The following is a 16,066-nucleotide window of genomic DNA, read 5'->3' as shown; positions in this document are numbered from 1 at the left end:
TCCTTGACATACTAGTTGTTTTGTTCAGTTTTCAAAGAGCGAATTAAGTCTCTGTCGTTTTTTGCGACAAGATATAATTTATCATGTTTTCATTTTAATGTCAACATGTTTTTAAAATTATTTTTTAAAGACTGTGTTGCGTGTTTTGTTGTTTATTGACAACAGAAAATAATATAGCATATAAAAATCATAAGATCAATAGATATTTTAAAAAAACTTATATTTTTATCCAGGTCCCTTCATCCATACAATAACAAAAATGCTTTAGTATTGCTTAACACACTACAATTGACAGTCCATGTGAGATAACAGAATTTTATACCATGGTTTCTAGAATCATACCGTAGTTATACCTTTCCTTTATAACTTAGATACTATTATATTAGATAGAAATACTCGCATTTGCTCATCTTTAACCGAATGTGTTTGTTTAACATCTACTTGGACTTAAATAATTTAACTACTTCGTCATTGCTTCCTGGCTAAGATTTTCTACTTTCCTAACTTGTAAAGAAAAAACCGCCATTATGATGGCGATTATTGTTTATTGGTTACCACTGCGTTTAGGCATGTATTTTAAGCATTCCTTTTCGCTTGCCACCCTGCGAAATAATTGAAATAACAGATGGTACCTTTCCCCCATAGACCGTTTAAGCTTATGATCAATACGATGATCTTCCAAATCCATTAGCAATTCTTCTAGCTCACGTTTAAGAAGGTACTCAACTTCCTTTTGTTCCATTTCGTTAATTAGTAAACCTAACATGTATTCACCTCAAATTTCATTTTTCTTTAATAACACTTCTTTTTCTCATTTATCTTGATCGAAGCTCGATACTTAAATGTGCGTACCCTATCATATCTATTCGTGAAACATGCCGAATTTTGTCGGTACAAAAAGACTTCATGCATCGATCACAATATCATAAGATTACTATTCCCACTTTTTCTTGTTTTTCATCCATATTTCCCTATTCTTTCTTGATTGGCTTATTTTTAGTCAGTTCTAGAATAGGTTCTTCACTGCATAAGATATAAAAAGGACAAGTATTTAGGGGGGGGTAAACTTGCAGCATTTTTACGTCTTGAAGGCTAACAGATGGAAACGCTGGCTGGTTATTGTACTGTTTGCCTTGTTTACTGCTACGTTTGTTTGGTTCGAACGTGACGGGGCTTTTTCAGTTTTTTCGAGCGATACACCTCAGGCACTAACAAAAGGAAATGCGAATGAAACAGACATCGCACTGACATTCAATATCAGCTGGGGGGAGGATAAAGTACACGACATTTTAAAACAACTTGAGGACAAACAAGTTCAGGCTACGTTCTTCGTTAGCGGGGAATGGGCGGAGAGGCACCCAGATATATTGAAACAAATCACAGAAGGAAAGCATGAATTAGGAATGCTTGGTTACCGTTATAAAAGCTATTTAAAAATGGAGCCAGAACAAATAAGAAGTGATTTAAATAAAGCAGAAGAGACGTTTACTAAACTGGGTTATGAAGACATTAGCCTCCTCCGCCCACCAAGCGGGCAGTTTAACAAAGACACAATAGAATTGGCAACAAACATGGGCTTTACTGTCGTACACTGGAATGTTAACTCAAATGACTGGACCAATCCTGGTACAGACCAGATTATCGATAATGTAATGAAACATACGGAAAATGGTGATATTCTCCTCATGCATGCCTCAGACTCTGCTAAGCAGACTGCCGGAGCTCTAGAGAAGATACTGCCTGGCCTTAAAAACAAAGGCTTCTCTTTTATTCCAATTAGTGAGTTACAAAGCCAAGCACATGCCGAATCAAAAGTAGTAGAATAAAATGAAGAAAAACCTGCTGTGGAAAATCCACAGCAGGTTTTTAGTTCACGTTATTTCTTCTTACCTTTTGTATCCCCGGCCGTTTCCGCTGGCTTGCCTGGGTTAATGCGATGTAATGTGAGCAGTTGATATGTATTACATACTAATAGGGTCACAATCATAAGGACTGCATAGTCTGTTCCCTCGGTGTTTAATCCAGGGATCCATTCTAGTGTGGTCATAACCACCATAAAAAATAAAGCTGGAATGAAGGCACGCTTATTCGTTTCTTGCGCTTTTATTCGCGCAACAAACCAACCATATCCCAGAAGTGCTGCAGACATTAACAAATACCAAAACATAGAGATTTCGCCATCTGTGGCCTGATAAGGGAAATAAATCAAATCAAATACCACAAAAGCAATAAGAAGCACTTGCACAGTTGGCCAGTAGCTTCGAAATAGTCCTAAACCAAGGCGGTTAATAAACAAGTATGCAAAAAAGCCAGTCTGGCTAATAGCACTAAATACAAGCCCTATCCCAATAAAAAAGACAATCAGTCCAATTAACTCCATAAAATCGAATGGAGTAAGATTATCACTATATTGCTCGGACATTACAAAAAAGCTGGTTATTAATCCGGCTAACCCTCCCAAAAATAGGGTTTTAATAAAGAAATTTACCAATTTTCTACTACTCAAAACAACTTCCTCCCACTATGTATACAAAAAAGATAAATTTTTACGCAAATGCTTACATGAGTAGTTTATCATGATGGAAGACATTTTTCCTTAACCTTGCGCATATTTTTCTTTTTCGACACTCATATTAAAGGTGTAGAGGAAGGAGGAACTCCAATGAACCGCTTACTATTAATTACCGTTCTTACCCTAACTGCCTTGTTCATTACCGCATGCAGTGGAGGTAGTGCCTCTGGAGAAGAAGGGGATTATGAGGCAACAAAGAAAATGGTTGTCGATATATTACAGACTGAGGATGGCAAGAAAGCCCTCGGCGAAATCATGACAGATGAAAAGATGAAACAGGAGCTCGTTATTCAATCAGATGTTGTAAAGAAATCTATAAATGAAACCCTTGGATCAGAAAAAGGGGCTGAAATGTGGTCCACCTTATTTAAAGATCCCAAATTTGTTGAAGGTTATGCAAAATCGATGGAAGAAGAACAAAAGAAATTAATGAAAAGCTTAATGAATGATTCTGACTATCAGAAGCAAATGCTAGAGCTTTTGCAAAACCCCGAAATCACAGATCAAATGCTTAGTACCTTAAAGGGACAGGAATTCCGCTCCCATCTTGAGGAAACAATACAGCAAACATTGGAAACACCTACCTTTCAAGCAAAAATGCAAGACATCCTTTTAAAAGCTGCCGAGAAACAAGGAAGTGGACAACAAGAAGGCGGAGGGGGATCACAGCAAGAAAGCAGTGGTGGCGGTGGTGGTGGCGACCAGTCTGGAGGCGGTGGTGGAGGGAGCAGTTAGATGCTCTTCCACATCTTCCAAGTACTTAATATAGTGTACGCCACAAAATCATTATTTCCAAAAAGGAAAACAGAGCGGAGGCACCTTGCACCCGCTCTGTTTTAAAATCATATTTATTGTTTTATTCTTCCATTTTAGCGACGACTTTCGACGCAATTTTATGGTATTCCTGTCCAATTGGATGGTCTTGCTGGTAGATGGAAGGTGCGAAAACATCTTCTTCCTCATAAGGCTGCTGGAGCGGAAGTTGACCAAGCACCTTTGTGTTCAATGCTTCAGCAAGCTTCTTCCCGCCACCTTGCCCAAAGACATACTCTTTCTCTCCTGTCTTCTTGCTTTCAAAGTAAGCCATGTTCTCAACAACTCCAAGGATTTCGTGGTCCGTTTTGAGCGCCATTTGTCCGGCACGTGCTGCTACGAACGCTGCCGTCGGATGTGGAGTTGTCACAATGACTTCCTTACAGCTTGGTAATAAGGAGTGAACATCCATCGCAATGTCACCTGTACCAGGTGGCAAATCAAGCAAGAGATAGTCCAAGTCGCCCCACTCTACTTCCTTAAAGAAACTGTTAATCATTTTACCAAGCATTGGCCCACGCCAAATAATTGGTGAGTTGTCCTCAACGAAAAAGCCCATCGATACTACTTTTACGCCAAAACGCTCAACAGGAATTATTTTTTCTGCCCGAACTACCGGCCGTTCCTCGATGCCCATCATATCCGGAACACTAAAGCCATAAATATCTGCATCAATAACTCCAACCTTTTTACCAAGACGCATAAGGGACATCGCAAGGTTCACGGTAACTGTTGATTTTCCAACTCCACCTTTTCCACTTGCGACTGCAATAAACTTGGTATCTGTATTGCCGCCCATTAACGATGCTTCCTTAGACTCTTCTACGTCCGACTGATACTTCTTAATTACATCAGCAGGTAATTGTTCAAAACGAAGCCCTACGGTAGTGGCACCATTCTTTTTCAATATGCCAACGATTTCTTGTTGTAGTTGCATCTGCTCAGCAGTATTGGTTTTCCCAATGGCAACCTTTACACTAACGTGGTTCTTTTCTTCTTTTATGGTTACTTCTTTGATCCCTTCTGTTTCTTCGAGCGATCTATGTAAAAATGGATCCTTAACAGGATTTAGTAATTGGATTATTTCGTCCTTTTTCAACACAATACGTCACCATCCTTTTCCAGCTATTGTATTCCTACACTCATGGCTAGTATAACATAATTCAGCTAAAACCTAAGTGATATGAATTATCGCTGGATTAGGATTGGTCACCCTTTCACTCTTCCTCCTCTTTAGGTTCCTCCGATACATAGCGTAGAATCCCCTCATAAATACTTGCTGACATTTGTCGTTGGTAGTCAACTTGTTTTAACAATTCTCTCTCTGCTTCATTTGATAAGAACCCAATTTCCACTAACGCTCCTGGTACTTCTGCATGTTTTAGTAAATAGATGCCATTAATCGCCATCGGTTCTCTTGTCGTATTCTCCATATTACGAATAATTTCCGACTGAATCATGCTTGCAAGGTGTTTGTTCTCATCAAATTGAGGATAATAGAATGTCTGTGCCCCTCGCCATTTCGTGGAAGGCAGTGCATTTAAATGGATAGTCAGAAAAAAGTCTGGTTCCTTTTCATGGATAAACTCAAGACGTTTTCGAATATCTGCTGCTTTTCTTCTCGCAAGTCCTTTTGTATCCGTTTCAGCCAAATCCTTATCTGATTCCCTTGTTAAGTAGACCATCGCGCCAGACTGCTGCAAATAGTCCTGTACTTGTTTTGAAACTTCAAGAGATATATCCTTTTCTAGAGTATTATCTTTTCCAACTGCTCCTCCATCAGGTCCACCATGCCCTGGGTCAATGACAATCGTCTTCCCTGATAAAGGTAACGACCATGAAGATGTACTCCATTCTACGTCACCCTTTGTTAATGGCAACTGAATTAAGAACACTAATAAAAGCATCCCTATTCCCCAGATTACAAACTTACTTCCCCGCTTCATTTGCCTGTCCCCTTTATCGTAAATTCCCTTAGGAACATTCTATGGGACAAGACACTGTAATATGACGATCAAAAGCGCAAAGTGCCGTTTGAAAACGTAGCGGGTGGAGGGGATCAACTGAGATAAAGGAATCACAGAGAGTTTGCGAACTGATGATGACTTATCGTAGGGTGATTCGCGAAGTCGCCTAGTTTTTGGCACTTGAAGCTAGACGATCAAAAGCGCAAAGTGCCATTTGAAAACGTACTACTTGGTTGATTGAATCGATGACACATAAGCTTTACCATAGGTGATATACTACTATTACTCACATACCGTGTTTAAGCTATCTTACGTTTCATTTCAAAATAGTAGTGGTATTATTAAAATAAGTTAATTAAAGGAAGGGGTATTTTATGGATTGGCTCGGAATAGGCGTAACAGTTATTGGCGTCGCATTTTTAGTATTAGTTATCGTATTAATAAAGCCATTAAATAAGTTGGCAGGCGTTTTGGGAGGATTACAAAAAACAACAGATAACCTTCCTACACAAGTAGAGGATATGATGTCTCAAGCGAAGGATGCAATGCAATCTGGGAACGACACATTATCACAGATAAACACTCAAATAAAGGAGCTAAGCCCTATCTTCCATACAATTGGAGATGCTGGCAGAGCTACAAATCATTTATCTGCCTCAATTGCTGACAAGGTAATGAATGTTAAAACAGACACTGCAGAAGGCCGCTCCTTTATTACAAAGCATGACCTTGAAGGAATTTATGGTCTAGGTACACTAATTTACTATATCGTTCAAAAGAGAAAAAGCGAAGATCACCTTTAGAATAATCCAAAATAAAAAATCCCCATTATGGGGATTTTTTATTTTGATACTTTATTATTGATCTCGCTTTTAATGTTCTTTAACTGCTCGTCACGTTGCTTTCCAGCTTCGTAAAGTTTTCTCTCAGCTTGTTTCAACTTCTCGATTAGTGACTTGTTCTCTTCAAGGGTGCTTCGCTTTTCTTTACTGTTTTTAACAAACCAACCAGCAGCAACGCCGGCTCCGCCTGCTAGAATAGATCCCAGAACCTTATTCATTGGAATCACGACCAGCTACTCCACCTTGTTCCGCTTTCTTTTGCTGTCTTCTCTTCTGAAGCCAATAATAACCAAGCGCGAATGATCCATAGGCACCGCCAAGTTTATTTTTCTTTGTTACCTCGTTTGCTTCTCCAGTCTTCATTTTTAAAGAATCAGTTACATCCACTAAAGATGAAGAAAATTTACGAGTAACATTTCCAACATCCCCCATAATATAAAACATTGGGCTTAACTGCTGCATCTTGTCATTAATATCACGAAGTGTATGATTGCTCTCCTCGATAAGATTACCAGTCTCTTTTAAGATATCATCCATTTGCTTTGGAAATTGATTGACTGTTTTCTCTACTCCTTGTAAAACCCCAGCCAAGTTATTTAGTACATGTGCTACGAAAATGGCTATTACAATAAAGGCAACACCGATAAGTAATACGCCGACTCCAGTTAATGTCATATTATCTTTCCTCTCTCCCTGATGGATTTATTGGCACAAGCTGTGTTTTATTTTGAACCATTAGCTCATTTTTCTTGCTCGATTTCTTTGTTTTTTTAAACATATTAAATACTGTTAAAGCTGCCTCACTCCACCTAATGGCTTCCTGGAACGGTTTCGTTTTTTCCTGCATTTCCTGATCAGACAGCGTTGTATAATTGCTTTGGATAAATTCATTGGTCGTGTTTACCGTTGTACCTACATGATCAACGGTATCAAAAACATTATTGGTTGCATTTAATTTTTCCTGAATATCATCAATTGTTGCCCCGGTCTCCCGGATGGTCTCCTTTAATGGTGGAGTAATGTACTGAAGTTCCTTTTCGAATTCCCCAAGCGTGTTACCCATCGATTTAATGGTATCCGATAGTCGCTTCAATACAATGGCTATGTATACAGAAACGATTGCAAACGCTAGAGAGAGTAATAAAATTGCTAGATAGAATATTCCTTCCATTGAAAACCCTCCTTCTTAATTGCATTATACCACTACCCTACCAAAATAAAACGTGAAGCCCCTTACGATTGAATGATTAACATGAAGGGTATAGACAAAGAAACACGTAGTTTGGAGGTTAGCATATGAAAAAAATAAAAGCATACGGGAAAAAGTTTATAGAGCAATTTCAAAAAGATAATGTCCCAATTCTTTCGGCCGCACAAGCCTATTACTATTTTCTTTCCATTTTCCCTTTAATTATGGTTTGCTTTGCATTAATACCGTATTTTAACATAAATCCCCAAGATGCTGTGACCTTTATAGGCAATATCCTCCCAAGCGAGATTGCCAGTGTCTTTGAAGAAAATATTGTGAGTCTTGTGGATACCCAAAGAGGTGGTTTGCTTACTGTTGGTATTATTGGTGCATTATGGACCTCATCAGCAGGAATCAATGCTTTTATCAAATCTACAAATGAAGCTTACCATGTGGAAGAAACCCGTAACTTCCTTGTTGTAAGGCTTATCTCATTAGGACTGACATTAGGTATGATTGTGACACTGGTTGTTGCCATCCTTGTTCCAGTTTTCGGTGATGTTATTTTAAGCTTTGTAAGTTCTATTGTTGGGTTTTCGGGGGCCATGGAAATATTACTCCAAATCTTACGTTGGGCTGTAAGTTTGTTAGCAATTACCGGCTTCCTGCTTATTCTGTACAGATTTGCACCAAATAAACGGATTCCTTTTAAGTACATTTTTCCCGGGGCACTCACTGCAAGTATTTTATGGTTGCTCATTTCACTAGGATTTTCTATTTACGTTAGCAATTTTAGTAACTATTCCGCAACGTATGGAAGTCTAGGAGGAATTATTGTCCTGATGATCTGGTTCTTCCTTACAGGAATGGTTTTAATGATTGGCGCTGTCGTAAACGTATTAAATTACCGTCACCATCATAGCGTAGAAGAAACAAGTCAAGCTTCTAATATGTAATTAGAAAACTTACTTCCTATCGCGTAATTAGCAGCGGTAAACAACATTTAAGTATAACCAAAAAGAAATCGGCAGGGAGCCGATTTCTTTTTTGTACGTTAGGAAATTATAAAATTTCAGCAAGGAAGTAATGTTGACGTAGTTGAAATTTTGAGGTTCCAAGTATAAGAAAAACGTACACATTCGCTAAAGGATGAGCGAATGCGAGTTTTTCTAATATGCTTTGACTAGCGTGATAAGAGTCCTGTCACGGCAAATTCCCACCAATTGGTTTCCTTCGGGTTCATGAGCTGTTTCCAAGGGTGTTTCCAAGCCTTTAGAGGTGTTATAAACACAGCATTATCACGTAGCTGTCCTTCTGGCCCATCTGCCACCCATTCTCCAACCGTCGCGCCCTCTGTTATTTCCTGCATATCATTCATATGGATTCCTGTTACTACCGTTTGTTCTTGTAACTTTCCATCTACGGTCGTCATCTTCCATACTTTGTTTTGATAAATATCTTTTTCAAATAGCGTAGCAGCCCCTTCTGCTGACTCCGTTGTGATAACGAGATTGGCATGATATCCAGGCAATAAATCGACTATCGTTTCGCTCTCCTCTGTTTCGTCCGTAGTACCATCTTCTGCTAAGGAAGGATCTTCAAACGTCACACGTAGTGGATAAATACTTTCCCCTTCCACAGAAGCTTCTTCTTTTGGTGAATCACTAACCTCTGCTACCGTGCCTTCAAGTAGGCCAGCTACTTCTGACACTTCCACCCTTACTGGGAACCCCTGCTCAATCAGTGGTCTAACTGTCTCTGAAAGTTCACCTTCTGCTTGTAAGACTGTACTTTCAATTGTTAAAAGGGGGTTGTCTAAAGCCTGAGATACTTCCTTTACCCTTCCTTCAAACGGACTTTCAACCGTTATCGTGTCTCCCGTTTCCCGAAGCTCTGCGATCTGTGATTCGACTAAGTTAAGCTCTGCGCCCTTTTGATCTAATTCATTTTGCTTTTCTGTAAGGTACTGCTCTTTCATTAAACTTGCTTCAATAGGATCCTGCGGGAACTCAACCCGAATCTCCTCGTCATTCACTTCAAATGACGGTGCCGACTCCGTATCTGTTTCTGGTATTTGATAGGCACTAATTGTGGTGATCGCTGTTTCAATGGCTGTTAATTGACTCTCCAGCTTTGCTGCTTCCTCTAGTAAATTTGCTTCGGTTTCATAATAATTATGTACACTATAGGTAAATAAGGGTTCTCCAACCGATACTTGTGCTCCCTCTTCTACCAGAAATTCGTTGAAAGTTCCGCTCTCCTTATCAAAGTAAACGCGATTTTCCTCCATAGCCGCTAATACTCCTGGCGTACTTACTGTTTCCTCAAGATCTGACTGGAATACATCCGACCAGTCATGTACATATGCAATTCGATCAACTTTATCCTCTTTATCTAGAAACACGAGTAAGAAATTGGTGGCGATGAAGAGTAGCACGACGAACTGTATAAGACGCTTTTTTCTTTTTCTCATTGTCCAAACCACCTGTTAATCATGTATTGATCCATATAAGCGAGTAGAGCTGTCAGCAACCAAAAGAAGAAATGGAAAAGGAGGACATAACCCCACACCCATTGTTTTTTGATTTCTGTAAGATTTCGGATGTAACGCACTTGAAACCAGATAATCCATAATTGAAAGAGCGATATTGCCCCAAAAAAGTAAATAAGCCAAGGGATTTCCGTAAAGTAGGAAGCAATAATGCCAAACGAGACAGGCGATACATACCAATCAAGTCCATTGAAAACTGCCAAGGGAATCCAAATGGCCCGCTCTACCAACAATACAAAAAGCACGACCTGTTGCATTATGATTAACTTTTTATATGGAATATCTGTTAGCAATGAGAAATAAAGAGATGGAATAAATAATATAAACACGGCGAATAGTAGCCCAAATATTAGCCTACCAGTGAGAAACCAAAACTTTTGTTGTTCATAGGCTAATGGGGCAAGGCTCTGTGCTTGTGGCGAGAGGAGGTTTGTCCCCATTCCTAAATAAGCCATGTAACCGTAAAGGATAAGGCTGAGTAGGACAAGCAAAACGTTCACTTTCCAAACGCGTTTTATGCTCTCTGCTTCTTTCACTCTAATTAAATGATCATCCATGGAAAATAAAAATCGAAGAAGGTTATTATGATAGGTCATCCGCTACATTCCTTTTCTATGTCACAATCATAGTAAATTTTAAATATTTCTTCAATTTTATCGTACAATTACGTAAAAATCTATTGTTTTTGTAAATTATTGTTAGATTTTCCCGGTCTTTATGTCACATTCCGCCAAAAGGCCTAGTTTTATTACAGGTTGCTTCCAGCTTGGTTAGAAACAAGTTTTATTTTGGCCCAATTTGCCGCTTCGAAAATACACTGCGCTTTCCGCGGGCTCGCGCTAAGCCTCGGGCCCACAGGACGTTGGCACAGGAGGTGGCGTTCTTAGCCTTTGTTCCTTTATTTATGCTGTGGGGTCTTAACGTCTTCGCTTTCCCGCAGGAGTCTACGCGTTTTTTCTCCGCTATCTTTCACCGCGTTTATTAAGCCTCTCTTCAAGAGATCTTCTATTTTGTATTTACATTCAGAGATCACTCCACTGGTCCAGAACACTAATCAAAAAGCCGAACAGTGATTCAGAATCCTTGGTGCTTATCACCTAATTAGGATTTGAATTTGTTCGGCTTGTGACATTCTCTATATACTTTTCAATAGTAATTTTTTCAATAATGGAGCGAAGTGGTCTGGTAGTTCGGATACGGCGGGGACGATGATTTTTTCTCGTCCGTAAATGTTTTTCATTAAGACTTCATCCCGCTCTTCTACTTCTCCATCGGATAAAAACATTCCAATAACTTCTATTCCTCTTTTTCGCGCTTCTGAGACGGCTAGGTTTGTGTCGACAATTCCATTTTGGTTGTAGTTGGCTGCTGCTGGCTCTCCGTCAGAGAAAACGAGCAGGAATCGATTTTTCTCCCGACGTTTTTCCAATTCTTGAGCAGCAACGCGAATACTAAAGCCATCTCGATTATCCTCTCTGGCTTCGAGCTGCATAATCTTCGCACCGTTTTCTTTATAGAGTGAATCCTGGAAAGAGTGGATCACATGGAAATAGTTCGGCTGGTAGTTTTCTCGCACATCCATGGCGTCTTCCCAGAAGCCTATAATAGAATGTGGGATTTTGAAGGTCTTCAACACTTCATGGAAGAGTGCAATCCCATGTCTTGTTTCCTCCATCTTTCCTTGCATCGACGCGGAACAATCAATAAGCAAAGTAAAGGCAGCATCGAACTCTTTGGATTCCTGATTTTTTTTGTAAAAGATTCTAGGCTTCTCTTCTAACACGAGTGGCAATAACTTTTTGGAGAGACGACCTGCCATGAGATCCTTTCTTGGTGCATTCTTTTTATGCTCTATCGTTTTTTTAATAATGGTTGCAAGCTTCCGCTTATACGGTTCAATAGCATGAAGGATTTCTTGATAGCTACCTCTTTCCTCTGAAGTGGGGTTTTCAGCCTCTTCTATTAGTTTAACGGCATCTTTGTTTTCTTCACCAAATTGATTCTCTGCAGACGCACCTTTATTCGATTCTTGCTTATCCAGTGCGTCTAGCTCTGAGTAATCATTATTTCGCGTTTGCTGAGATGAACCTTGAATGGAGCCCATGGCCTGGTCTGCATCTTCTGTCTCTCTTGCACCTCCACCTTTGATGTTTGTCTTGGTGCCTACTTCCAATTCAAACTGAAGAAAGGTCTGTTTACGGTCATTATTTTCATTTTCCCTATGCCAGGTGGAAAACTCTTCATCAATATATTCATTATTCTCTTCGTCGACTTCCTCGCTGTCATTATTAGCTAATTCATCTGTTCTAGTCAACTCATCAAACAAGGTGTTTTTAGTATAGTTATCCAAATGACCAATTGGGAACACGAAATATTCATCAATCATATCGTTGTAGTCCTGATGAACACGATACACGACTTGTTCTGCGATTCGGGAAACAGCTCTTGTGTCCCTCGCTTCAAATACTTCATATAAGAGTGACTGAATATTAGCTAGCTGGTCTAGCTGTGGTTGCGTCGCTCTTGGAAAGCTTGGTTCAGGACTGTCTGATTGCAAGGATAAATAGATGAGGCAAAACAGCTCATCAAGGGCAAACCCTCTCGTCACATGCGCTGCAAGATCGGTTTTAAACTTATGCCGATAATACTGCTTCCGCATGTCAAAGACCCGTTTGGTCCCTGGGCGTTCTTTTCGAATTTTTTCCTCCAGCCTCAAATCCTCAAACAGGGTAACGAGCTGTGAAGCAAATTTAGGTAACGCTGCTTCTTCCACCGCATCCAGGTACGATTTTAATTCAGGGAGTTTGGAAAAATGCATTGTTCCAATTGTCCTTAAATATATATCGGACTTTAATCCACCTTTTTGCAGCGTAGCAGGCGCCGTATCCCACGTTCTACTTGCCGTGACCTTACTGTCCACCATGTCGATATATGCTCCGTAGCTGTATTCGAATGTAAGGTCAGCTCTTCTTGCCAGTACGGTAGCAAGATCTTGGAGCTGACGAAATAAAAATGTATCCACTTTTGCATCATAGAAACGATACATGGTTCATGCTCCTAACTAGAATAAGGTTTCGGCTAGACTCATAATAAATTCTTGTTCTCTTTCCTCATCAAGCTTCGCGGCAATCGCACGCTGAACAGCTCGCTGTGGCGGTATAATGGAACTTAAATCACATGCATCGAGAATTGCTCGAATGGATGCCGCGTCCTCTGAAAGCTTCCCTTGAAATGCAGCCTGCACGAGATCTGCTGATAACGAGACAAACAGATCGATCATCCGCTCATCTTGTAAGCGGGTGTTGGACTTAATAAGACTTTTCAATTGTTCTCCTTCTATATAAGGAACATCAATTACAACAAATCGATTCTTTAATGCCTCGTTCAACGGCACTGTGCCGACATATCCTTCATTGATGGCTGCAATGACACCGAAGCCTTTATTTGCAGTCACAATTTCATTCGTAAATGGATTGGTAATTGTACGACGATAGTCTAGTACACCATTAATTAACGGTAGTGTTTCCGGCTTCGCCATATTAATTTCGTCAATATAGAGAAACGTTCCGTTAACCATGGAATTCATCACTGGGCCTGGGACAAACTCGATCACTTGTTTCTCCCCTTCATAGGCCAATGTCTTAAAGCCAATAAGACTCTCTGCATCCAAGTCAACTGAGCAGTTCACACTGTACATCGGCTGATGAAATAGGCTTGATAATGTCTCAGCAAATTTCGTTTTTCCCGCTCCAGTTGGTCCTTTTAACAAAATGTTTTTCCCCATACTAAGCGCTGATATTGCATCTATTAATAGATCCGCATTTGGTGGCATGTAGCCTCCAGAGCGAATTAATTCACTCAAGTTATCCGTCGTTCTCTTATTTTCATCTAATAATTCACTTATCTGTTGTGGTAAATCATAATGTGCTGACATTGTAATACGTAACTCCTTTCCCTGTTATTGTACCTTTTTTGGTGCAGATTAGAAAAGAAAGTCACTTATATAGGTAAATCTAGAGAGTCATCCGTCTTGGGCGATGGGGGGATGCCGGCACAGGCGGTGTTCTCTCGCTCTCGGCCGATATCTTCTCCGGCTCAGGCGATGTTCTCTTGCTCCCGGCTGATATCTTCTCCGGGACGGGCGATGTTCTCTTCCTCTCGGCTGATGTCTTCTCCGGCTCAGGCGATGTTTTCCCGCTCTCGGCTGATGTCTTCTCCGACTCAGGCGATGTTCTCTCACTCTCGGCTGATGTCTTCTCCGGCTCAGCGATGCAAACACAGTAAAAATGAAAAGACCCTTCCCACAAAGTGAAAAAGGCCTACATCTATGAACTTATACTTCCCTTCTTAACACAACCTTCTTCGTCGCAATAGAGTCTATGAAATGTTCGTTATGATCGACCCCAATCATTGTTGGTTCATGCCTTTCTATTCCACCTATTAATTGATCAATTATCAGCATATCTAGGTAGTTGGTAACCTTGTCCCAAATAAATAGCGAATGATTACCAAGTAATGCATGTGCTAGGAACACTTTTTTCTGAGACAACTAATTAAGTTTCAAAAAGGTAGTTTTGATGTTAATATTGTAAATAATGTAAATATAAAGAATAATTATAACAATAAACTAAAATAGGGAAGGAGCGTTTACATGAGAAAGTTCTTTGTATTACTTTGTTATAGTGTTGCTCTTCTACTGTTCATTACTGCTTGTAAAAACACAGAGGCTGGCCCTTCTAATTTTAAAGATTCAGCAGTAGAGATTGGTGATGAATTTATTAAAGAATTATATACTGTGGATGACCTCGATTTTGATTTCGAGGATATTGATTTAATGCTTGATTATAAAAATGCGTTTTCAACTTATTTAACGGAAGAGGAATTTGAAGAACTTTCAAACAAAAGATTCTTTTTAATTCCCCAAGAGGTAGCAAACAAGCAAAATAGTACAATTACTGTACAAAACATTGAATTCGAAAGATACGATGGTGATCAAGAAGAAAGTAACTCAATTGATTTAGAGCAAACCTTCACTTTGGTATTTACAGATCAAGAAGGAAATACAGTAGATGAAGTGGACATGAAGGGTCAAATGACGGTTGTAGATACAGAGAGTGGATTAAAAATCGACCGATATTATGATGGCCAAACCTTAGTGGATATGTTATATCCCTAACCTAACATTATGAAAAATTTACTTTTTTAAAATACACATACAACATACTAATTTTCCTAAGCCATTGCATTAAAAATGCCTAGGTATTGTTAACGTGCAAAGTATACAAAATTATTACCTACATATATATCAGAAAAAAGCACCCGCTGGACGCAGGTGCTTTAAAGCTCTTAATTGCTTCTGTTGAAATAACTACAATCCATTTTGCCGATATGGTAAAACAAACCTCTGCTCCCTGGAGCAAGAGAAGTGTAGAAAATAACTGGGCTTATGATAAAACTGTATAGATAGACTTTATTTATCAACTCAAGCAACCCTTAATGAAGAAGTTGTTTATAAAGCAATCAATTATTGGAGTCTCGTGATAACAAGGTGGGCAGAAACAGGCTCCGTTCCTCCTGCAAGAGGAGTGATAGTTAGTGCTGTGGATTCATCAGCAGGATTCCGTACAGTGAGTATAGAATTGATAACAGTCGTTTGAACAAGAGCTATTCCTACTAGTTGAGAGGTACCTGTTGCACGTCCCACCACTGTATAGGATAGTTCAACTGCTCCTGCTCCCGAATCAAGAGTTAAAACTAGTTGCCCTGCTTCGGTAACACTCACCTGAAACAATACCTGATAAGTGCCAATTTCAGACAAGTTAAATGTATCATCTCCTGTACGGGAAATTCCCCCTCCACCAGAGGGACCATCACGCGGAAAGTCCACATCCCCACCAGGTGGAACGGTTGCAGCATTATCAGGAGGCATCAAGGCATAAAAATCTGCAAAGTCTAATACTCCTCCTGCTGGTCCCGCTGGCCCAGTTGCTCCTGTGTCTCCTGTCGGTCCTGCTGGTCCCGTTGGCCCGGTTGCTCCCGTGTCTCCTGTCGGTCCTGCTGGTCCTGCTGGCCCGGTTGCTCCCGTGTCTCCTGTCGGTCCTGCTGGTCCTGCTGGCCCGGTTGCTCCTGTAT

General features: G+C 40.0%; 18 protein-coding genes. 5 read left to right on the top strand and 13 right to left on the bottom strand.

The genetic code is table 11. The features are described 5' to 3' along the window. Positions 1-544: 544 nt before the first annotated feature. Positions 545-766: a hypothetical protein gene (locus AC6CHS_RS19250; protein ID WP_106895450.1), complete on the bottom strand. Its 222-nt coding sequence runs from the start codon at positions 764-766 to the stop codon at positions 545-547. A 301-nt stretch (positions 767-1,067) separates the two neighbouring features. Here AC6CHS_RS19250 and pdaB point away from each other — a divergent pair, with 301 nt between their 5' ends. Next, positions 1,068-1,826, top strand: a complete 759-nt coding sequence (pdaB, locus tag AC6CHS_RS19245) for a polysaccharide deacetylase family sporulation protein PdaB (protein WP_498238283.1) — start codon at positions 1,068-1,070, stop codon at positions 1,824-1,826. A gap of 50 nt (positions 1,827-1,876) precedes the next feature. Here pdaB and AC6CHS_RS19240 read toward each other — a convergent pair whose 3' ends face one another. Beyond that, positions 1,877-2,506: a KinB-signaling pathway activation protein gene (locus tag AC6CHS_RS19240; protein WP_498238282.1), complete on the bottom strand. Its 630-nt coding sequence runs from the start codon at positions 2,504-2,506 to the stop codon at positions 1,877-1,879. Between the two features lie 156 nt (positions 2,507-2,662). Between AC6CHS_RS19240 and gerD the strand changes: the two genes are divergently transcribed. Next, complete coding sequence (gene gerD / locus AC6CHS_RS19235) at positions 2,663-3,307, top strand: spore germination lipoprotein GerD (RefSeq protein WP_498238281.1); 645 nt, start codon at positions 2,663-2,665, stop codon at positions 3,305-3,307. Between the two features lie 121 nt (positions 3,308-3,428). Here gerD and salA read toward each other — a convergent pair whose 3' ends face one another. Continuing rightward, a complete protein-coding gene (salA, locus tag AC6CHS_RS19230; RefSeq protein ID WP_498238280.1) occupies positions 3,429-4,487 on the bottom strand; it encodes an iron-sulfur carrier protein/transcriptional regulator SalA in 1,059 nt (352 codons plus the stop codon). Between the two features lie 115 nt (positions 4,488-4,602). Then, the gene (cwlD, locus tag AC6CHS_RS19225) at positions 4,603-5,331 is read right to left on the bottom strand and encodes an N-acetylmuramoyl-L-alanine amidase CwlD (protein WP_498238279.1); all 729 of its coding nucleotides are present in this window, start codon (positions 5,329-5,331) and stop codon (positions 4,603-4,605) included. A gap of 395 nt (positions 5,332-5,726) precedes the next feature. On the opposite strand from cwlD, the gene AC6CHS_RS19220 reads away from it, so the two are divergent. After that, positions 5,727-6,155: a DUF948 domain-containing protein gene (locus AC6CHS_RS19220; protein WP_498238278.1), complete on the top strand. Its 429-nt coding sequence runs from the start codon at positions 5,727-5,729 to the stop codon at positions 6,153-6,155. A 38-nt stretch (positions 6,156-6,193) separates the two neighbouring features. Here AC6CHS_RS19220 and AC6CHS_RS19215 read toward each other — a convergent pair whose 3' ends face one another. From AC6CHS_RS19215 to AC6CHS_RS19205, 3 genes are read right to left on the bottom strand one after another with little or no spacing between them, the layout of a single operon-like run. Next, entirely contained in the window at positions 6,194-6,412 is a 219-nt protein-coding gene (locus AC6CHS_RS19215; RefSeq protein WP_498238277.1) for a hypothetical protein, read from the bottom strand. Continuing rightward, positions 6,405-6,869 carry a DUF948 domain-containing protein gene (locus AC6CHS_RS19210; protein ID WP_498238276.1) on the bottom strand — a complete coding sequence of 155 codons (465 nt, stop codon included), beginning with the start codon at positions 6,867-6,869 and terminating at the stop codon, positions 6,405-6,407. Before AC6CHS_RS19210 ends, AC6CHS_RS19215 begins: the two co-directional genes overlap by 8 nt. 1 nt (position 6,870) lies before the next feature. Then, a complete protein-coding gene (locus tag AC6CHS_RS19205; protein ID WP_106895443.1) occupies positions 6,871-7,365 on the bottom strand; it encodes a DUF948 domain-containing protein in 495 nt (164 codons plus the stop codon). 125 nt (positions 7,366-7,490) lie between these two features. Here AC6CHS_RS19205 and AC6CHS_RS19200 point away from each other — a divergent pair, with 125 nt between their 5' ends. After that, on the top strand, positions 7,491-8,339 hold the full coding sequence (locus AC6CHS_RS19200) for a YihY/virulence factor BrkB family protein (protein WP_498238275.1): 849 nt from the start codon (positions 7,491-7,493) through the stop codon (positions 8,337-8,339). 227 nt (positions 8,340-8,566) lie between these two features. Here AC6CHS_RS19200 and AC6CHS_RS19195 read toward each other — a convergent pair whose 3' ends face one another. The 5 genes from AC6CHS_RS19195 to AC6CHS_RS19175 form a co-directional block, all read right to left on the bottom strand. Then, positions 8,567-9,856: an efflux RND transporter periplasmic adaptor subunit gene (locus AC6CHS_RS19195; protein WP_498238274.1), complete on the bottom strand. Its 1,290-nt coding sequence runs from the start codon at positions 9,854-9,856 to the stop codon at positions 8,567-8,569. Then, positions 9,853-10,530, bottom strand: a complete 678-nt coding sequence (locus AC6CHS_RS19190; RefSeq protein ID WP_106895440.1) for a hypothetical protein — start codon at positions 10,528-10,530, stop codon at positions 9,853-9,855. The genes AC6CHS_RS19195 and AC6CHS_RS19190 overlap by 4 nt, the downstream gene beginning before the upstream one ends. Before the next feature lie 539 nt (positions 10,531-11,069). Continuing rightward, on the bottom strand, positions 11,070-12,980 hold the full coding sequence (locus AC6CHS_RS19185; RefSeq protein WP_498238273.1) for a vWA domain-containing protein: 1,911 nt from the start codon (positions 12,978-12,980) through the stop codon (positions 11,070-11,072). A 15-nt stretch (positions 12,981-12,995) separates the two neighbouring features. Further along, entirely contained in the window at positions 12,996-13,868 is an 873-nt protein-coding gene (locus tag AC6CHS_RS19180) for an ATP-binding protein (protein ID WP_498238272.1), read from the bottom strand. A 399-nt stretch (positions 13,869-14,267) separates the two neighbouring features. Beyond that, entirely contained in the window at positions 14,268-14,483 is a 216-nt protein-coding gene (locus tag AC6CHS_RS19175) for a P-loop NTPase family protein (protein WP_498238271.1), read from the bottom strand. 102 nt (positions 14,484-14,585) lie between these two features. Here AC6CHS_RS19175 and AC6CHS_RS19170 point away from each other — a divergent pair, with 102 nt between their 5' ends. Continuing rightward, complete coding sequence (locus tag AC6CHS_RS19170) at positions 14,586-15,110, top strand: hypothetical protein (protein WP_498238270.1); 525 nt, start codon at positions 14,586-14,588, stop codon at positions 15,108-15,110. Positions 15,111-15,458: 348 nt separating this feature from the next. On the opposite strand, the gene AC6CHS_RS19165 is transcribed toward AC6CHS_RS19170, so the two are convergent. After that, positions 15,459-16,066: collagen-like protein (locus tag AC6CHS_RS19165; RefSeq protein WP_498238269.1), on the bottom strand; the 608-nt coding region annotated here is incomplete at its 5' end.

The sequence above is a fragment of the Oceanobacillus sp. GQ8 genome, from assembly GCF_059758495.1.
This window is presented reverse-complemented; position numbering and strand designations above follow the sequence as displayed.

Coding starts and splice junctions, on each gene's coding strand:
- AC6CHS_RS19180 (WP_498238272.1), bottom strand. CDS start 13,868: ATGTCAGCACATTATGATTTACCACAACAGATAAGTGAATTATTAGAT.
- AC6CHS_RS19250 (WP_106895450.1), bottom strand. CDS start 766: ATGTTAGGTTTACTAATTAACGAAATGGAACAAAAGGAAGTTGAGTAC.
- AC6CHS_RS19205 (WP_106895443.1), bottom strand. CDS start 7,365: ATGGAAGGAATATTCTATCTAGCAATTTTATTACTCTCTCTAGCGTTT.
- gerD (WP_498238281.1), top strand. CDS start 2,663: ATGAACCGCTTACTATTAATTACCGTTCTTACCCTAACTGCCTTGTTC.
- cwlD (WP_498238279.1), bottom strand. CDS start 5,331: ATGAAGCGGGGAAGTAAGTTTGTAATCTGGGGAATAGGGATGCTTTTA.
- AC6CHS_RS19170 (WP_498238270.1), top strand. CDS start 14,586: ATGAGAAAGTTCTTTGTATTACTTTGTTATAGTGTTGCTCTTCTACTG.
- AC6CHS_RS19220 (WP_498238278.1), top strand. CDS start 5,727: ATGGATTGGCTCGGAATAGGCGTAACAGTTATTGGCGTCGCATTTTTA.
- AC6CHS_RS19210 (WP_498238276.1), bottom strand. CDS start 6,869: ATGACATTAACTGGAGTCGGCGTATTACTTATCGGTGTTGCCTTTATT.
- AC6CHS_RS19215 (WP_498238277.1), bottom strand. CDS start 6,412: ATGAATAAGGTTCTGGGATCTATTCTAGCAGGCGGAGCCGGCGTTGCT.
- AC6CHS_RS19185 (WP_498238273.1), bottom strand. CDS start 12,980: ATGTATCGTTTCTATGATGCAAAAGTGGATACATTTTTATTTCGTCAG.
- AC6CHS_RS19190 (WP_106895440.1), bottom strand. CDS start 10,530: ATGACCTATCATAATAACCTTCTTCGATTTTTATTTTCCATGGATGAT.
- AC6CHS_RS19195 (WP_498238274.1), bottom strand. CDS start 9,856: ATGAGAAAAAGAAAAAAGCGTCTTATACAGTTCGTCGTGCTACTCTTC.
- AC6CHS_RS19200 (WP_498238275.1), top strand. CDS start 7,491: ATGAAAAAAATAAAAGCATACGGGAAAAAGTTTATAGAGCAATTTCAA.